General features: G+C 67.3%; 19 protein-coding genes. 15 read left to right on the top strand and 4 right to left on the bottom strand.

Going from position 1 to position 16,830, the window contains the following annotated elements:
* Nucleotides 1-35 precede the first annotated feature (35 nt).
* The 15 genes from ACQKIE_RS05390 (at nucleotide 36) to ACQKIE_RS05320 (ending at nucleotide 11,159) form a co-directional block, all read left to right on the top strand.
* Entirely contained in the window at nucleotides 36-2,063 is a 2,028-nt protein-coding gene (locus tag ACQKIE_RS05390; protein ID WP_427456540.1) for a hypothetical protein, read from the top strand.
* Nucleotides 2,064-2,095: 32 nt separating this feature from the next.
* Complete coding sequence (locus tag ACQKIE_RS05385) at nucleotides 2,096-2,692, top strand: YdbL family protein (protein ID WP_427456538.1); 597 nt, start codon at nucleotides 2,096-2,098, stop codon at nucleotides 2,690-2,692.
* A gap of 95 nt (nucleotides 2,693-2,787) precedes the next feature.
* Nucleotides 2,788-4,089: a 23S rRNA (uracil(1939)-C(5))-methyltransferase RlmD gene (gene rlmD / locus ACQKIE_RS05380; RefSeq protein ID WP_427456536.1), complete on the top strand. Its 1,302-nt coding sequence runs from the start codon at nucleotides 2,788-2,790 to the stop codon at nucleotides 4,087-4,089.
* Between the two features lie 11 nt (nucleotides 4,090-4,100).
* Nucleotides 4,101-4,625, top strand: a complete 525-nt coding sequence (locus ACQKIE_RS05375; RefSeq protein ID WP_427456534.1) for a CYTH domain-containing protein — start codon at nucleotides 4,101-4,103, stop codon at nucleotides 4,623-4,625.
* Nucleotides 4,619-5,629: a beta-N-acetylhexosaminidase gene (nagZ, locus tag ACQKIE_RS05370; protein WP_427456532.1), complete on the top strand. Its 1,011-nt coding sequence runs from the start codon at nucleotides 4,619-4,621 to the stop codon at nucleotides 5,627-5,629. The genes ACQKIE_RS05375 and nagZ overlap by 7 nt, the downstream gene beginning before the upstream one ends.
* Nucleotides 5,626-6,171 carry a hypoxanthine-guanine phosphoribosyltransferase gene (locus tag ACQKIE_RS05365; protein WP_427456530.1) on the top strand — a complete coding sequence of 182 codons (546 nt, stop codon included), beginning with the start codon at nucleotides 5,626-5,628 and terminating at the stop codon, nucleotides 6,169-6,171. Before nagZ ends, ACQKIE_RS05365 begins: the two co-directional genes overlap by 4 nt.
* A gap of 5 nt (nucleotides 6,172-6,176) precedes the next feature.
* Nucleotides 6,177-6,923, top strand: coding sequence for an S-methyl-5'-thioinosine phosphorylase (locus tag ACQKIE_RS05360; protein WP_427456528.1), 747 nt, complete (start codon nucleotides 6,177-6,179; stop codon nucleotides 6,921-6,923).
* Nucleotides 6,924-7,061: 138 nt separating this feature from the next.
* Nucleotides 7,062-7,268, top strand: coding sequence for a cold-shock protein (locus ACQKIE_RS05355; RefSeq protein WP_036117760.1), 207 nt, complete (start codon nucleotides 7,062-7,064; stop codon nucleotides 7,266-7,268).
* Between the two features lie 211 nt (nucleotides 7,269-7,479).
* Nucleotides 7,480-7,824 carry a type II toxin-antitoxin system RelE/ParE family toxin gene (locus ACQKIE_RS05350; protein WP_427456525.1) on the top strand — a complete coding sequence of 115 codons (345 nt, stop codon included), beginning with the start codon at nucleotides 7,480-7,482 and terminating at the stop codon, nucleotides 7,822-7,824.
* Entirely contained in the window at nucleotides 7,821-8,153 is a 333-nt protein-coding gene (locus ACQKIE_RS05345; RefSeq protein ID WP_427456523.1) for a helix-turn-helix domain-containing protein, read from the top strand. The genes ACQKIE_RS05350 and ACQKIE_RS05345 overlap by 4 nt, the downstream gene beginning before the upstream one ends.
* Nucleotides 8,154-8,267: 114 nt before the next feature.
* Nucleotides 8,268-8,681, top strand: coding sequence for a type IV pilus modification PilV family protein (locus ACQKIE_RS05340; RefSeq protein ID WP_427456521.1), 414 nt, complete (start codon nucleotides 8,268-8,270; stop codon nucleotides 8,679-8,681).
* The gene (locus tag ACQKIE_RS05335) at nucleotides 8,678-9,193 is read left to right on the top strand and encodes a PulJ/GspJ family protein (RefSeq protein ID WP_427456519.1); all 516 of its coding nucleotides are present in this window, start codon (nucleotides 8,678-8,680) and stop codon (nucleotides 9,191-9,193) included. Before ACQKIE_RS05340 ends, ACQKIE_RS05335 begins: the two co-directional genes overlap by 4 nt.
* A complete protein-coding gene (locus ACQKIE_RS05330; protein ID WP_427456517.1) occupies nucleotides 9,183-9,506 on the top strand; it encodes a hypothetical protein in 324 nt (107 codons plus the stop codon). The genes ACQKIE_RS05335 and ACQKIE_RS05330 overlap by 11 nt, the downstream gene beginning before the upstream one ends.
* Nucleotides 9,418-10,437, top strand: a complete 1,020-nt coding sequence (locus ACQKIE_RS05325) for a N(4)-(beta-N-acetylglucosaminyl)-L-asparaginase (RefSeq protein ID WP_427456515.1) — start codon at nucleotides 9,418-9,420, stop codon at nucleotides 10,435-10,437. Before ACQKIE_RS05330 ends, ACQKIE_RS05325 begins: the two co-directional genes overlap by 89 nt.
* Entirely contained in the window at nucleotides 10,434-11,159 is a 726-nt protein-coding gene (locus ACQKIE_RS05320) for a copper homeostasis protein CutC (RefSeq protein ID WP_427456818.1), read from the top strand. The genes ACQKIE_RS05325 and ACQKIE_RS05320 overlap by 4 nt, the downstream gene beginning before the upstream one ends.
* Here the strand turns inward: ACQKIE_RS05320 and pdeM are convergent.
* Genes pdeM through ACQKIE_RS05300 form a run of 4 tightly spaced genes read right to left on the bottom strand, consistent with a single transcriptional unit; the run spans nucleotide 11,145 to nucleotide 16,825 of the window.
* Entirely contained in the window at nucleotides 11,145-11,813 is a 669-nt protein-coding gene (pdeM, locus tag ACQKIE_RS05315) for a ligase-associated DNA damage response endonuclease PdeM (RefSeq protein ID WP_427456513.1), read from the bottom strand. The two genes, ACQKIE_RS05320 and pdeM, sit on opposite strands and share 15 nt — an antisense overlap.
* Nucleotides 11,810-14,251: a ligase-associated DNA damage response DEXH box helicase gene (locus ACQKIE_RS05310; RefSeq protein ID WP_427456511.1), complete on the bottom strand. Its 2,442-nt coding sequence runs from the start codon at nucleotides 14,249-14,251 to the stop codon at nucleotides 11,810-11,812. Before ACQKIE_RS05310 ends, pdeM begins: the two co-directional genes overlap by 4 nt.
* Nucleotides 14,208-15,803: an ATP-dependent DNA ligase gene (locus ACQKIE_RS05305; protein ID WP_427456509.1), complete on the bottom strand. Its 1,596-nt coding sequence runs from the start codon at nucleotides 15,801-15,803 to the stop codon at nucleotides 14,208-14,210. Before ACQKIE_RS05305 ends, ACQKIE_RS05310 begins: the two co-directional genes overlap by 44 nt.
* Nucleotides 15,803-16,825, bottom strand: a complete 1,023-nt coding sequence (locus ACQKIE_RS05300) for a ligase-associated DNA damage response exonuclease (protein WP_427456507.1) — start codon at nucleotides 16,823-16,825, stop codon at nucleotides 15,803-15,805. The genes ACQKIE_RS05305 and ACQKIE_RS05300 overlap by 1 nt, the downstream gene beginning before the upstream one ends.
* Nucleotides 16,826-16,830: the final 5 nt, after the last annotated feature.

The following is a 16,830-nucleotide window of genomic DNA, read 5'->3' as shown; positions in this document are numbered from 1 at the left end:
GTGTCGTTCATCTGGATTTGGCAGAATGGCCGAGCATGCTCCCCGTATCAACCCGTACATTCACCCTGGTCCTCGTCGCCCTGGCCGCGCTCGCCTGGACGGGTGGTGCGTGCGCGGGACTCTCGGTGGAGGCCGACACGCTTTCCATCCCTGGGATGTCGATGAGCGGCATGCAAGCCGACATCGACCCGGCAACCGATGGGAAGGGGCTGGACGTCACGTTGTCGGCCGAGCGGGCCGATGTGCCCGCCCTTGGCTGGCGCAAGCTTGGGCTGCGCCTCGAAGGCGCGCTTGACCGGGACGAACTCGGGCGCTGGGTCTTCGACGGGACGGTGCGTCTGCGGGGGGCTCCCGGTGGCGCCTTGGGGGCCGCGAGTGTCCGTGTCGTGGCGGACGAGGCGGCCAACACGCTCGAAGTCTCGCTGAGCCAGGAGAAGGCGGCGGCCAAGGTGGCGCTGCCGATGGACCAGCCAAGCCATGCCCAGATCACCCTGACCGGGCTTCCCGCCGGATGGCTGCAGGGCCTGCTGTCGACGGTATGGTCCGGACGAGCGACCGCCGGTCGCGTCGATGCGGACCTCGCGCTCGACGTCCTCGACGGCGGTGTGCAGGCGGCGGGTCAGTTTTCGCTCAATGGGGTCGGCTTCGACAGCCCGGGTGGGAAGCTGGCCGGGCAGGGCATCTCGGCCACGGGCCGTCTCGGCCTCGACAGTCAGACGGACGGGGCGTCGATCGACCTCGATGCCACGCTTCGCGGTGGCGACGTGCTGCTGGGCGCGCTTTACGCGAAGCTACCCGACCACGCCGTGCAGCTTTCGCTCGGGGCCCGCACCAAGAAGGGCGAATTGGCGATCCGCCGCCTGCGCCTTGGCGACCCGGACGCACTGCAACTCGAGGGCGAGGTGGGTTTCAACGCGAACGGCGACCTGTCGCGCCTGCGGCTCGACCGATTCAACGCGCGTTTCCCCGCGGCCTATGCCCGTTACGGAAAAGGCCTCCTGCAAGACGTCGGCATCGACGCGCTGGACGTGCGGGGCGACATGGCCGGGCATCTCTCAATGGAAGGAGGGGCTCTGAAGGCCTTCTCCATGCAGACCGGGGGCCTCGACCTCGGGCTGGCCGACGGCCGTCTGGGTATCGATGGCCTCCACGGCACTGTCGATTGGAATGCCTCCGACAATCGTCCGCCCACCCGCCTCGGCTGGCGGGCGCTGCGGGTCTACCGCATACCGAATGGGGCGGCCGAGGCATCGTGGCGCAGCACCGGTGGCGTCCTCAAGTTGGAGAAGCCGTTCGCCATCCCGGTGCTCGACGGCCAACTCCGCGTGCTCGGGATGAGCCTGCGTCCGTCGGCGGCGACCGGCGAGCGCCTGCAGACGTCCCTCGCATTGACCGGCGTCGACATGGCCGCGTTCTGCCGCGCCCTCGGCTGGCCGGAGTTCCCCGGCACGCTCGGCGGTGCGGTGCCGTCGCTGCGCTACGTGGACGACCGCGTGGAGCTCGGAGGCGGCCTGTCGCTCAATGTCTTCGACGGCTTCGTCGACATCACCGGCATGACACTTGCGCAGCCATTCGGGGCCGCGCCGGTGCTCACCGGCAACATCGCCCTGCGCCAACTCGACCTCGCCTTGCTCACGTCGGTGTTCGATTTCGGAAGCATCACTGGCCGCTTGCACGGAAGCATCGAGGGGCTGCGCCTCGTCGCTTGGGCGCCGGCCGCCTTCAGAGCGAGCCTCGTCGCCGACGAAGGGGGCCGCATCAGCCAGAAGGCGGTGAACAACCTGACGTCGGTGGGCGGCGGCGGCATCGCGGGTGGCCTGCAAGGCACCATGCTGAAGCTGTTCAAGACCTTCGGCTACAAGCGGATCGGACTGTCCTGCACGCTCAAGGGCGATGTCTGCAGCATGGGTGGGCTCGGAACGGCGAAGGATGGCTACGCTATCGTCGAGGGCAGCGGACTGCCGCGCCTGAGCGTGGTCGGACACCAACGCGAGGTAGACTGGCCCACGCTCGTCCGTCGCCTCAAGGCGGCCACCGAAGGTGACGGTCCCGTCGTGCGCTGACGTCGAACGATCTTGTATTCGGAGGAGGATGTATGCGTAAGCTGCTGATATTCATGACCGCACTGACCGTCCTGGCCGGCTGCGTCACCATCAACGTCTACTTCCCCGAGGCGGCCGCGCAAAAAGCCGCCGACCAATTCATCGGCAACGTGCTCGACGACAGCGGCGCGGCCCCGCCATCGGCCGGCAAGGACGCCAAGCCGCCCCCGCCGGGCCCGCAGCCTTCCGCCTCGCTCCTCGACCTGGTGATCCCGGCCGCGCATGCCGCGGAATCGCCGGATATCCGGATAAGCACGCCGGAAACCGACGCGATCCGTTCGCGTATGAAGGCGCGTTTCGGCGGACAGTTGAAGGCGCTGTTCGACAGCGGCGCCGTGGGCTTCACCACCGACGGCCTGGTGGCCGTGCGCGATGCCGCGGCGTTGCCCCTCGACCAGCGCTCGGCGGCGAACGGCGTCGTCAAGCAGGAAAACAACGACCGCGATGCCCTTTATCGTGCCGTCGCCGTGGCAAATGGTCATCCGGAATGGGAGCCCCAGATTCGCAAGACCTTCGCGGAAGGGTGGGTCCAGCGGGCCCCGCCGGGCTGGTATTATCGCGATGCCTCGGGCGCCTGGAAGCGCAAGTAAGGCATCTGTGGGAAGCATGCTTCCCACGCCGCCTTCGCGGCATCCTCCCCAGCCACCCGGGCCGTCGGCGGTCCGGGTTTTACGTTTTTGAGCGCATGACCGAATTCGAAGCCACCATTACCGACCTCAGCCACGACGGCCGGGGCGTCGCCCGCATCGACAACAAGGCCACCTTCGTCTCCGGCGCGCTGCCGGGCGAACGTGTGCTGCTGAAGTACCGCAAGCGCCACCGCAACTATGACGACGCCGAGGTCGTGCGCGTGCTCGAGCCCTCGCCTGAGCGCGTCGAGCCGGTGTGCCGCCATTTCGGCCAGTGCAGCGGCTGCTCCCTGCAGCACCTTGCGCCGGCGGCGCAGATCGCCGCGAAGCAGCGCGTGCTCGCCGAGAACTTCGAGCGCATCGGCAAGGTCACGCCGGAGGCATGGTTGCCCCCGCTGGTCGACCAGCCGTGGGGTTATCGCCGCAAGGGTCGCTTCTCCGTCCGCTACGTGGCGAAGAAGGAGCGCGTGCTGGTCGGGTTCCGCGAGGAATCCAATCCACGTTTCGTGGCCGACATCGAGGTCTGCGACGTCATCCATCCGGCCATTGGACCGAAGGTCGGGATGCTGGCCACCCTCATTGGCGGCCTCGATGCGGCGCGCGACATCCCGCAAGTCGAGTTCGCGGCCGGCGACGATACGGTGGCGCTCGTTTTCCGCCACCTCTCGCCGCTGTCGGAGCGGGACCGCGCCGCGCTCGTCGCCTTCGGCAAGGAGCACGGGCTCGCGATCTACCTGCAGCCGGGCAACCACAGCACCGTGCATCCGCTCTGGCCGGAAGCGCCGCGGCTGGCGTTCGCGATACCGGCGGAGCATGTGGAGCTGGAATTCCTGCCGCTCGACTTCGTGCAGGTGAATGCCGGCATGAACCAGCACATGCTGGCGCGCACTCTGGAACTCCTCGACCTGAAGCCGACCGATCGCGTGCTCGACCTCTTCTGCGGCCTCGGCAACTTCACCCTGCCGATCGCGCGTCACGTGGCAGAGGTGGTCGGTGTCGAAGGCGAGCATGGCTTGGTGGAGCGTGCCGCCGGCAATGCCGCGCGCAACGGACTGGGGAATGCGTCCTTCCGTGTCGCCAACCTCTTCGACGACCAGCGGAACGAACCGTGGGCCATGCAGTCCTGGGACAAGATCCTGCTTGATCCACCGCGAGCCGGCGCCGACAAGGTGCTGGAGTACCTGCCTCGGAAGGGTACGGACCGGATCGTCTACGTGTCCTGCCATCCCGGATCGCTGGCGCGTGACGCGGGCCTCCTCGTCGAGAAACACGGCTTCCGTCTCGTGTCCGCCGGCGTGATGGACATGTTCCCGCACACGGCCCACGTCGAATCCATCGCGCTGTTCGAGCGCCGCTGAGGAGATCGCCCATGGGCATCGAAATCGAACGCAAGTTCCTCCTCGCCGGCGACGGTTGGCGCGCTGTCGTCGAGCGCAGCGAGCGCATCGCGCAGGGATACCTCGTGTCCGGCGCCGCCATCGCCGCGGGACAGGCGAAGTGCTCCGTGCGCGTACGCTTGTCCGACGACAAGGGCTGGCTCAACATCAAGTCGGCCACGCTCGGCGTCGAACGCCACGAGTTCGAGTATCCGATCCCCCTCGAGGACGCGGAGCACCTGCTCCATCAACTGTCGGATGGCGTGCTGGAGAAGGTTCGTCACCATGTCATGCTCGACGGCGCGCACTTCGAGATCGACGAGTTCCTCGGCGACAATGCGGGCCTGGTCGTCGCCGAAATCGAACTGGAGACAGCCGACGCGACCTTTCCGCGGCCGACCTGGTTGGGCCGCGAGGTCAGCGATCAATCGCGCTATTACAACGTGAACCTGGTGGACCATCCTTTCAGTCGATGGTCGACCGCGGAGAAGGAAGGGAACGGAGGCGCGTCATGCTGATCGTCGGGTTGAGTGGCACCGAACTGGCTGCGCACGAGCGCGATTGGCTGACTGCTCCCGGCGTGGTGGGCACCATCCTTTTCTCGCGTAATTTCCAGTCCCGCGAACAGGTCGCTGCCTTGATCGAATCCATTCGCGACGTCGCGGGCGACGCCTTCCTGGTCTGCGTCGACCAGGAAGGCGGTCGCGTGCAGCGCTTCCGTGACGGCTTTACGCGCCTTCCGCCGGTGGCCGCCATCGGTCGGCTCTACGACACCGAACCGGTGGAAGCGGTGAACCGCGCCGAGGAGCATGCCTGGATCATGGCAAGCGAACTGCGCGCCGTGGGCGTGGATTTCAGCTTCGCCCCGGTAGCCGACATCGATCGTGGCAGCCGGGTCATCGGCGACCGTGCCTTCCACGCCGATCCGGCCGTGGCGGCGGAGCTCGTCCAGGCCTACGTGCGCGGCATGCACCTTGGCGGCATGGCCGCCGTGCTGAAACACTTCCCGGGACACGGGTCAGTCCTCGAGGACACGCACACGTCCGCCGCGATCGATCCGCGCGGCAAGGACGACATATTCAGCAATGACCTGCTGCCGTTCCTCGCCGGCATGGAAGCCCACGCCGAAGCCGTCATGGCGGCACACGTGACCTATACCGCCGTGGACGACCGCCCCGCCGGCTACTCGCACGTATGGATCGAAGAGGTCCTGCGCGGCGAGCTCGGCTTCCGTGGCTGCGTGTTCGGCGATGACATCAGCATGGCCGCGGCCGGCAGCGTCGGCGGCATCGCGGCGCGTGCCGCCGCCCACCTCGATGCGGGCTGCGATCTCGTGCTCGCGTGTTTTCCCGAGGTCGTTCCCGAGGCGATCGCGGCGGTCAAGGACCGCCGTCCGTCGCCGCCCGAGCGCATCGCCCCGTTACGCGGCGCGATCGGCTCGACCTGGGAAGGCCTCGTCGACAACCCCCAACGCGAGCGTTTTATCGCCCGCGTGACCGCCCTGGAGCCTGACCACTCGTGACAGCCGCCTCGTTCGAAGAAGCGCTCGTAAGCGCCGACCTCCTGTTCAGTCGTGAACAGCTCGACATCGAAATCGCCCGCATGGGCCGCGAGATCGATCGCACCCTCGCGGGAGAGCGCCCCGTCTTCCTCACCGTCATGCATGGCGCGCTGATCTTCGCAGGACAGCTGGCGCTGTCGATCCGGACCGACCTCGAATTCGACTACGTCCATGCCACCCGTTACCGCGGCCAGACCAGTGGCAGCGACCTGCAATGGCTGCGCCGCCCGGAAGTTCCGCTCCAGGGACGCACCGTGCTGCTCGTCGACGACATCCTCGATGAAGGCCACACCCTGAAGGCGGTGCGCGACGCCTGTCTCGAGATGGGCGCGAAGCGCGTCCTGCTGGCCGTGCTGTGCACGAAGCTGCATGGCCGCCGTGCGCATGGCATCGAGGCCGACTTCAACGGTGTGGACCTGCCGGACCGCTACGTCTTCGGCTACGGCATGGACTACAACGAACAGGCCCGCAACCTGCCGGGCATCTACGCATTGAAGGACTGAGTCCGATGAGTATCGACCTCGCCGTCATCGGTGGCAGCGGCCTGTATGCATTCGAAGGCCTGGAGAACACCGAGCGCCACGCCGTGGACACGCCGTTCGGCGCCGCTTCGGGCGACATCGTCACCGGTCGCTTCCGTGGCAAGCGCCTGGCCTTCCTGGCCCGCCATGGCGAAAGCCACACCGTGCCCCCGCATCGGGTGAACTATCGCGCCAACCTCTGGGCATTGCATTCGCTGGGCGCGCGCAAGGTCGTGGCGGTGAATGCGGTGGGCGGCATCCGCGACGACATGGGTCCGCGCACGCTCGTGGTGCCTGACCAGGTCATCGACTACACGCATGGGCGCTACACGAGTTTCAACGACGTCGAAGGCGCTGAGGTTCGCCATATCGACTTCAGCGAGCCCTACACGGAGAGCCTGCGCCAGGCGATCCTCGCCGCGGCCCGCGCCGAAGGGCTGGCCATCGTTGACGGCGGCGTCCACGGGGTGACCCAGGGGCCGCGCCTCGAGACGCGTGCCGAAATTGCGCGCATGAAGCGGGACGGTTGCGATCTGGTCGGCATGACCGGCATGCCGGAAGCGGTACTCGCCCGCGAGCTGGATCTCGAGTTCGCCTGCCTCGCCCTCGTTGCGAATTTCGCGGCGGGCGCGGGGGACGAAGCCGAGATCAGCATCGAGGAAATCTTCGCGCACCTGGCGGCGGCTACGGCGAACGTGCCTCCGATCCTGGGCCGACTGCTCGCCATGGGGTGACATCGGAAATCGTCCCAGTTGCGCTTTGCCCGGAAACATGATGATACTTCCGCTGCGCCGCGGGGGCAGGCCAAGGGGATCCATGGGGAACGCCTCGCCATCCGGGTGCTTCCAATCCATGTCCCAGAGGTTTCCGCAATGCGTTTCGGTACGGTCAAGTGGTTCAACGACGCCAAGGGTTTCGGTTTCATCGCGCCCGAGGACGGTGGGGAGGACGTGTTCGTCCACTTTTCTGCGATCAATTCGAAGGGGTTCCGTAGTCTCCAGGAAGGCCAGCGTGTGAAGTTCGAAGTGACCACGGGCCCGAAGGGTGCCCAGGCGTCGGGTGTCGAAATCGCCGCCTGATCGCTTCCACTTCTGCTGGTTGAAAAACCCCGCGCATTCGCGCGGGGTTTTTTTTATTGCTGTCTTCCACTAGGACTACTCGAGTGGCGAGACAAGATGACCGCTCGGTGAGGTCAACGGAGCGATGCCCGCCACAACATCTTCCTTATCCTGACCCGTGCCAGCTTTACGCCCCGGCGTGCATGGTATAAAATTTTATACAGGATAACGGATGCAGGAAGATAAGGAAATCCGCTGGGTTGGATCGGCCTACGACGATTTATTGAGATTTCCGGGCGATCCGCGCCGGGATGCGGGTTTTCAGTTGAGCAAGGTCCAGGCTGGCCTTGAACCGGAAGACTGGAAGGCTTTCGACATCGTCGGCGCCGGGACGCGGGAGATTCGCATTCGCGATCATGGTGGCATTTTCCGGGTGATGTACGTCGCAAAGTTTGAGGAGGCTGTGTATGTCCTGCACTGCTTCCAGAAGAAAACGCGCGCTACCAGCCAAAGGGACAAGGAGATCGCCGCAGCGCGTTATCGTGCCGTGGTCAACGCGATGAAGGGCAGGCCATGAAGATCGACACCACCGTTCGCCATGTCACGAAGCCCCGGGTGAACTTGTTTCTCGAACTGGGGTTCTCGACTGAAGAAGCCGCGCGATTGCAAGCGGCGTCCCGTCAACAGATCAACGACACGCGAAAGCTCAAGGAGCAATTGATGTCGGAGCTGGCGGAGTGGATTGCACAGCATCACTTGAAGCAGACCGAGGCCGCGGTGATTCTGATGGTGTCGCGTCCGCGCGTGTCCGATGTGGTGAACAAAAAGACGGCCAAGTTCACGATCGACACTCTCGTAGAGATGTTGAGTCGGATTGGAAAGCCAGTTCGGCTGGCCATCGGGTGACAGCGGGGTAGTCACCTTTCCGGGCGACCGCTACACGCACGTCTGCCGAAGGCGCACGGTGATTCGCGAGGGCTTCCGATGGAACGGAATCGTTGCGGATACGAGTCTGCAACGATGCGGTTCATCACCGGTTCCTCCCTCATCGAATCAGTAACTGCGCTCGCGGTGTTCGCCGTGGGCGCCGCGTGCAACGGCACATGGATGATGCAGTCGATGGCGACCAATGCGCGGGCATCGCGACTGATTGCCGCCACGACGATCGTGGTGAGCCTGGAAGCGCGCATGCGAGTCAACAGGGCGGGCGTCATCGCGGGTCACTACGACCACCGACCAGCCGTCGCACCTTGTTTGGGAGCATGCGACGCGCGCCGCCGTGCGGCCGGTGACTTGCGGTCATTCCACGCCGACTTGATGCGGCACATCGGTTCGAGCGCCTCATGGAACGTGGCGTGTGGGGAGGGTTCGGTCTGCACGATCTCCGTCGCGTGGCTGGACCGTTCGATCGTCCGTTGGGTTTTCCGTCCGTGATCCCGCGCGGCATGTCCTTGATCGAATGCCTTGTCGGACTTGCCATTGCCGGCATGGTGGCGGCGATCGCGATGGCGGCGCTGTCGATGTCCGGAATCGTCACGGAGCGGCAGCTTGCGGACGGCCGCGAGCGCGATGCGGCGTGGCTGGCGCTTGCCGCGATCTCGCGCGATCTGGTCGCTGCTCCGACATGGAACGGGTGCCTCGGGACCGATTCCTGCAAGGGGCACACGACACATCGGCCCTCGACCGCGCTCGTCGCGGGCAGCGTCCGCTGGTCCGCCGACGGCGACCTCTGGCGCTGCGACGGGGGGCACCCGTGCGACAAGTATCTCGAAGGGATCGCGTCGGCCATGTTCCTCGCAGATATTCCTTCCGCGATAGATGGAGACGTGACGCGAACCTGGCTATCGGAAAGGCATGGCGATGGCGCCGATGCCGTTGAAGTGAGCCTCTGGATGAAAGATGGCCGTTATGCACGCACCACGAGCCGCCCCGGACATGCGCGCTGAACGTGGCGCCATCCTGGTCGTGGTCCTGGCAGTCCTCGCGATGATGGCGATCCTCGGCGCGTCGCTGTCCCGCTCGGCCACGTCACGCATGCTGGCGGCGCACGACTTCCTGCGGGCGGAATCGGAAGCCTGCGCCTCGCGGGACCGGGAAGGTGGCATGGCCGGTGGCGTGCGTGCGACCATCGGCGATGGCGCGGAAGGCGCGTCGTCCGATGAGGGGACCCATGGACCGCAGACGATTTCTCCAGGGGGCGACGATCGCCTCGGGTGTGGCCTTGACCGCCAAGGGCATCGCCAAGGTTCCGGCGACTAGCGCGTCGGGCGGCACGGTCCCGCGCGTGTGCTCCACCTGGGACTTCGGCGTGGCCGCCAACCAGGCGGCGTGGAAGGTGCTTTCCACCGGCGGGCGAGCCTTGGACGCGGTGGAGCAGGGGGCACGCGTGCCGGAGGCCGACCTGCGCAACCACAGTGTGGGCCGCGCGGGCTACCCGGACCGCGACGGCAAGGTGACGCTGGATGCCAGCATCATGGACGAGCACGGCAATTGCGGCGCCGTGGCGGCGATCGAGCACATCGCCCATCCGATCTCGGTTGCACGACGCGTCATGGAGCGGACGCCGCACGTGCTGCTTGTCGGTGACGGGGCGCTCCAGTTCGCCATCGAGCAAGGTTTCCCACGTGAGGAACTGCTGACGCCGGAGTCGGAGAAGGCCTGGCACGAATGGCTGAAGACGGCGAAGTACAAGCCGGTCGCCAACAGCGAGGTCAAGAGTTACAACGCCGGACCGGGTGGCACGCCGGGCGACGCGAGCAACCACGACACCATCGGCATGCTGGCGATCGATGCGAAGGGCAACCTCTCCGGCGCCTGCACCACCAGCGGCATGGCCTGGAAGCTGCACGGGCGCGTGGGCGACAGCCCGATCATCGGCGCGGGCCTGTATGTGGACAACGAGGTGGGCGGTGCCACGTCCACCGGCGTGGGCGAGGAAGTGATCCGCAATGTCGGCAGCTTCCTGGTCGTGGAACTGATGCGCCAGGGGCGTTCCCCGGAGGACGCCTGCCGCGAGGCAGTCGAGCGCATCGTGCGCCGCAAGCCGGATGCGAAGGACCTCCAGGTGGGTTTCCTCGCGATGGACAAGAAAGGCAATGTCGGCGCCTGGGCGATCCAGAAGGGTTTTTCCTATGCCGTGTGCGATGCGCACAAACAAGATGCCCTGATCCCCGGCAAGAGCACGTACTGACCGTGGCCCTGCTCGAGATCGCGGCGAACTCGGTAGCGTCGGCCTTCGCGGCGCAGGAAGGCGGCGCAGGTCGCGTGGAACTGTGTGCCTGTCTCGAGGAGGGTGGCGTCACGCCATCGCACGGCACGATCGCGCTCGCGCGCGAAGGCCTCTCCATCCCCTTATACGTGCTCATTCGCCCTAGGCCGGGAGATTTCCTCTACGAGAACGCCGAGATCGAAGCGATGCTCGACGACATCGCCCATTGCCGGGCACTTGGTTGTGACGGCGTCGTGGTCGGCGCGCTGACGGCCGAAGGCGACGTGGACAGGGAGGCCTGTGGGCTGTTCCTGCGCGCGGCGGAAGGCATGGGCGTGACTTTCCATCGCGCCTTCGACCTCGTGCCGGACCGGCACGAGGCCCTGGAGACATTGATCGAACTGGGGTTCGAGCGGGTGCTGACGTCCGGCGGCATGCAGAGCGCGGTCGCCGGCGCTTCGTCCATCGCGCGGCTGGTTGCGCAGGCGGGTGGACGCATCGTCGTCATGCCTGGTGCCGGCATCGAGCCGGGGAATGTCGTGGCGCTGCGCGAAGCGACTCGCGCCCGCGAATTCCATGCCTCGGCGAAGCGTCGCCTGCCGTCGGCCATGCGACGCGCGCCCGGCGACGCCCTCGGCATGGGTGCGGGCGAAACCCGTAGCGACGTCGAAACCGTGCGCGCACTGGCATCAGCCTTGGCCTGACCGCCCTGGACGCTGCGTCGGCAGCAGCCCCGCCGGCGTTACCGCCACGATCCGCCGGCCCTTTTCCGGCATCACCTCGTGCAAGCCGGTGAGCGTACCGAACGCCGGCAGCATGCCCACGTCGTCATCGAACACGAAGGCCGGCAGGCGATGCCTGCGCCAGCCGTCGCGGACCGTCACGCCAGGATGGACATGCCCGGCGAGCGTATAGCCTTCCGTATGGACCCCCGGGTGGTGCGAGAACACGAAGGGCGGCGTGTGCACCTGTCCCGGACGTACCTCGATGCCGAGTGACGCGACGTCGAAGTGCCGATCGTGATTGCCAGCGACGAGTTCGACCGCCACGCCAGGGTGGCCCAGTCGCCATGCGCGAACGCGCTCCACCCAGGCGCTGCGCTCCGTCGCGGCGCCATGGACGAGGTCACCGAGCACCACCAGTCTCAGGGGAGCGAACGTCGCGATCAATGCGTCGAGGCGGGCCAGGTCGTCTTCCGTGTCGCCGCTGGGTACCGCGATGCCGGCACGTCGAAAGACGGCGCCCTTCCCGAAATGGACGTCGGCGACAAGCACGGTACGCTGCGCGGCCCAGTGGATCGCGCGCTGCGCATGCAGGGTCAAGCGTTCGCCCGCTACCTCGATGTCCCGCGTCATCATGCGTCGGCTCCCGGCTCGAGCGTCGCCAGCATGCGCTCCACGCGTGTCTTCCAATCGTCGCCGGCGATGCCGCCACGCAGCCGTTCCACCCACAGCGGGAACGCGAGCGGACTGAGCCGCTTCGTTTCGCGCCACAACAGCCGCGAGCGCGACACGCGAAGGAGGCATGCGCGCAGGCGCGAATAATCCAGCTGCTGGTCGAGCACCTCGCGTTCCGCTTGCCAGAGCAGGGGGTGCTCCGGGTCGTGGCGGCGCAGTACGTCGAACAACAGACCGCTCGACGCTTGCAACTGGCGAAGCGTCTTCCCATGCGCGGGGTAGCCGTTGAAGACGAGGCCCGCGACGCGCGCGATCTCACGGAACTGCCGCCGTGCGAGCTCCGACAGGTTCACGCTGGCGCGGATGTCGCTGCGCAAGCCCAGCGGGTGCAACAGCAGGCGCATTGCTTCCGCATCCAGTGGCGGCATGCGCGCCGCGGTGAGCGTCAGGCCGTAGTCGTTCACGGCATAGCCGTAATCGGCCGGCTGGATGCGCGAGAGGCGGTAGGCGAGGACCGCCGCCAGGCCTTCATGCGCGAGCCGCCCGGCGAAGGGAAAGACAAAGAGGTAGTCGCCCTCGCGCGTGCGGGTCCGTTCGCACAACGTTTCGCCGATGGCGGGAATCGAGGATTGCCGGCGTTGCACGTCGAGCAGGGGAGCGAGGGCGCGCATCTCCGCCGACTCCTTCCCGCCGCCGGCGAGCGTATCGCGCAGCTCGTCGGAGAGTTCACCCGATAGCGGCAGGCGTCCACCCATCCAGCGGGGCACGCCGCCGCGCCGGTTCGGTGCCGCGCGGACATAGGCCGTCATGTCGCGTACCCGAACCAGTTCGAGGTTCCGTCCCGCAAAAAGGAAGCGGTCGCCGGGGCGCAGGCGCGACAGGAAACTTTCCTCTACCGAGCCGAGCTTCGGGCCTTTCATGTAGCGCACGTGCAGGCTTCCATCGGACGTGATCGTGCCGATGGACAAACGGTGCATGCGCGCGATGCGCGGGCTCTCCACGTGATAGCGGCCGTCCGTTTCGACCAGCTTCTGGTATTCGGGGTAGCTCGCGAGCGCGGAACCGCCCGTGCGCAGGTAGGCCAGCACGGCGTCGAAGCGTTCGCGCGGCAGGCGCGAGTACGCGAGCGACGACGTGATCTCGGCATACGCATCGTCGGCGGCGAAGCCACCGCCCAGGGCCATCGTGAGCAGGTGTTGCGCGAGTACGTCGAGGCAGCCGCGCATGGGACGTCGCGGCTCGAGGTGACCCTCGTCGAGCGCATGGCGGGCGGCCGCGACCTCGGCGAGTTCGAGGAGGTGCGTGGGCACGCAGAGGATGCGCGACGGTGCGCCGGGACGATGTCCGCTGCGGCCGGCGCGCTGCAGCAGCCGGGCGGCGCTCTTGGGGCTGCCGATCTGGATGACGCGCTCGACGCTGGAGAAATCCACGCCGAGGTCGAGGCTGGACGTGGCGACCACGCAGCGGAGCGCGCCCACGCGCAAGCCTTCTTCTGTCGCGAAGCGCAACTTGGGATCGATCGAACCGTGGTGCAGGGCCAACGTCGCTGGCGATTCCGGCCAGACCGACGCCAGGGCCTCATGCCAGAGTTCGGCCTGCGAACGCGTGTTGGCGAACACGAGGCTGCTGCGCGCGCCGAGCACGGCGGCGAGTACGCGGGGAAGCTGGGACAGTCCGAGGTGACCCGCCCAGGGAAAGCGTTCGCCGCTGTCGGGCAGAGCGGTTTCTATCACGGTTTTCTTCTTCGTCGTGGCACCGATGAGCACGCCGTCGTTCGCCAGCGCGCGCAGGGCCTCGTCGAGGTTGCCCAGCGTCGCGGACAGACCCCAGGTGCGCAGGTTCGGCAGCCAGTGGCGCAGGCGGGTCAGCCCCAGTTGCAGCAGCGTACCGCGCTTGTTGCCGACCAGTTCGTGCCACTCGTCGACCACGATGCCGCGCAAGGCCGAGAAGCGCTCCTTCGCATCGGGGTAGCTGAGCAGCAGGGCCAGGCTCTCTGGCGTGGTCACCAGCAATTCGCACGCGCCACGGCTAAGGCGCGCGCGTTCGGCGCTACCACTGTCGCCGGTGCGGCGCAGGACGCGCCACGGGAGCTCCATGGCCTCCACCGCCGCCGCGAGGTGTTGCGCCGTATCGGTGGCGAGCGAGCGCAGCGGTGTGATCCACAGCAACTGCAAGCCCGTCTGGGGACGCAGCACCGCGTCGATAAGCGGGCCGCCCGCCGCGGCGAGCGTCTTGCCGGTGCCGGTGGGCGCATGGATCAGGCCGTTCCGTCCTTCATGCCAGGCGCGCCATGCCGCGCGCTGGAACGGCGCGGCGCGGCGCTCCTGCGAGGCGAACCACGCCAGCAGGCGGGCCTCAGCCCGACGCCAGGCGGCGGAGGTCGTCGAGCTTGTCGGCATCGCGGATCGCGAGATCGGTACGCCAGCGCAGGATGCGCGGGAAGCGCACCGCCACGCCGGCCTTGTGACGGCCCGAGGCCTGGATCGCCTCGAAGGCGAGTTCGAACACGTGCGTGGGCTCGACCGAGCGCACCGGCCCGAACCGCTCGATCGTGTGGGCGCGGATCCAGCGATCGAGCCGTCCGATCTCGCTATCGTCCAGGCCGGAATACGCCTTCGCCACCGGGACCAGCGTGTCGCCTTCCCACACGCCGAGGGTGTAGTCGGTGAACAACCCGGAACGGCGGCCATGGCCGGGTTGCGCATAGAGCAGCACCGCGTCGATGGTGTACGGATCGACCTTCCACTTCCACCAGTCGCCACGCTTGCGGCCCACCCGGTAAGGGGAGTCGAGGCGCTTCAGCATCAGCCCCTCGGTGCGCCGCTCGCGCGATTCGCCACGCACGGCGGCCAATGTGTTCCAGTCGGGCGCGTCGACGGCCGGCGACAGCATGAGTGTGGGCCCGCGTCCCTCGATCAGTGCCTCGAGCATGGCACGGCGTTCGGCGAGGGGCCGTTCGCGCAGGTCCTGTCCATCGCTTTCGAGCAGGTCGTACGTCATCAGGCGGACGGGTGTGTCGGCCAGCAATTTCGGCCCGGGCTTGAGTTTCCCGATACGCTTCTGCAGCGCGGCGAACGGCAGGGGATGGTCTTCGTCCAGGGTCCAGGCCAGGATTTCGCCGTCGAGCACGCAACCGTCGGGCAGGTCACGGGCGGCCAGTTCGATTTCGGGGAAACGGCCATCCAGCCGCTCCTCGCCGCGCGACCAGAGCAGGGCGCCGTCGGCCCGGCGCATCAGCTGCGCGCGGATGCCGTCCCACTTCCATTCCGCGAGCCAGTCGCCCACGTCGCCCAGCGCGGTGACATCCTGTTCGAGTGGGGAAGCGAGGAAGAAGGGGTAGGGCCGTTCGCCGGCGTGCTCGTCCGCGCGTTCCGGACCGGCAAGTGCGAGGAAGCCCTCGGCGCTGGGCTTCCAGGTGCCGCTGAGCCGGTGCGCGATGAGATCCGTGGGCAAGCTCGCCCACTGCGCGAGGGCTTGCACGACGAGGCGGTGCGATACGCCGACGCGCAGGGAACCGGTGAGCAGCTTGTTGACGAGGAAGACCTGGTCACGCGGCAGGGGACGCCACCATTCGCGCAACAGCTCGATTCGCTCCGCCGGCTCCAGCCGGCCTAGCGACGGTAGCCGCGCTTCCATCCACACGTGCAGCGGAACGTCCTCGCCACCATCCTCGATGGACGGCAACATGAGGGCGATCGTTTCGGCCAAATCGCCGACATGCTGGTAGCTCTCGTCGATCAACCAATCCGCGTAGCCGGTTTCGGCCGCGAGCGCGAGCCGCAGTTCCGTCGAGGACGCAGTGCGTTTGAGTTTGCCGCCGCCGAGCACGTAAATCGCCCATGCCGCGTCTGCCGGTGGCGCTTCCGCGAAGTATGCCGCCATCGCGTCTCGCTTGGCGGAGGTGGCCGAGGTGCGGTCGAGTGCTTCGAAGAGGGCGGCGAAGCGGCGCATCAATCGCCTTCCTCGCTGCTGCGCGATTCGGGCATCGTCCCGCCGAGGGAACGCAGCAGGAATGCCTCGTGTCCCGTGTCGCGCAGGTGTCGGACCAGCGCCTCGCCATCGCCATGCGTGACATACACGCGCTTCGCCCCGCAGTCGTCGACGCTGCGCAGGAGGCTTGGCCAGTCGGCATGGTCCGAGACGACGAAACCGCGGTCGTAGCCACGCCGCCGCCGCGCGCCACGCACTTGCATCCAGCCCGACGCGAAGCCGGTGGACGCCTTCCCGAAGCGCCGCATCCACGGAGAACCGGCGGCCGAGGGCGGCGCCATGACCAACTCGCCGGCGAAATCCTTGCCCCGCGCCGATTCGCTCACCGCGACGGTCGGCAGCATGGGTACGCCGGCGTCGCGATAGGCCTCCACGAGGCGCAGCATGGCGCCGTGCAGGTGTACCGTGCGATCGCTGCGCGTCGCCAGTTCCGCGAGCAGGCGCTGCGCCTTGCCGAGCGCATAGCAGAACAGCACGGCGGGAACGCCGCGCACACGGCACTCGTCGACCCAGCCGAGGATGTCGTCCACGACCTTGCTCATCGGGGGCCATCGGTAGATCGGCAGGCCGAAGGTGGACTCGGTGACGAAGACGTCGCAGGGCACGGGCTCGAACGGTGCGCAGGTCGGATCGGGATCGCGCTTGTAGTCGCCGGACACGACAACGACCTTCCCGTGGCCTTCGATGCGCACCTGCGCCGCACCGAGGATGTGACCCGACGGGTGCAAGGAGACGCGGGTGTCACCGAGCGTGAAGCGTTCGCTCCATGCGTGCTCGTGGATGGCCGAGCCCGCGCCGAGGCGCTCGCGCATCAGCGCACTGCCCGTCGCGGCGACGTGGTAAAGCGAGCTACCCGAGCGCGCGTGGTCGCCGTGCGCGTGCGTGACGACGGCCCGCGCCACGGGTTGCATGGGGTCGATGAAAAAATCGCCCGCGGGGCAGTACAGCCCTTCGGGGCGAGGTAGCAGCAGGTCGTTGTCCACCCGGC

Origin of the sequence: Luteibacter sp. NPDC031894 (assembly GCF_050273135.1) — a bacterium.
Lineage (GTDB): Bacteria > Pseudomonadota > Gammaproteobacteria > Xanthomonadales > Rhodanobacteraceae > Luteibacter.
This window is presented reverse-complemented; position numbering and strand designations above follow the sequence as displayed.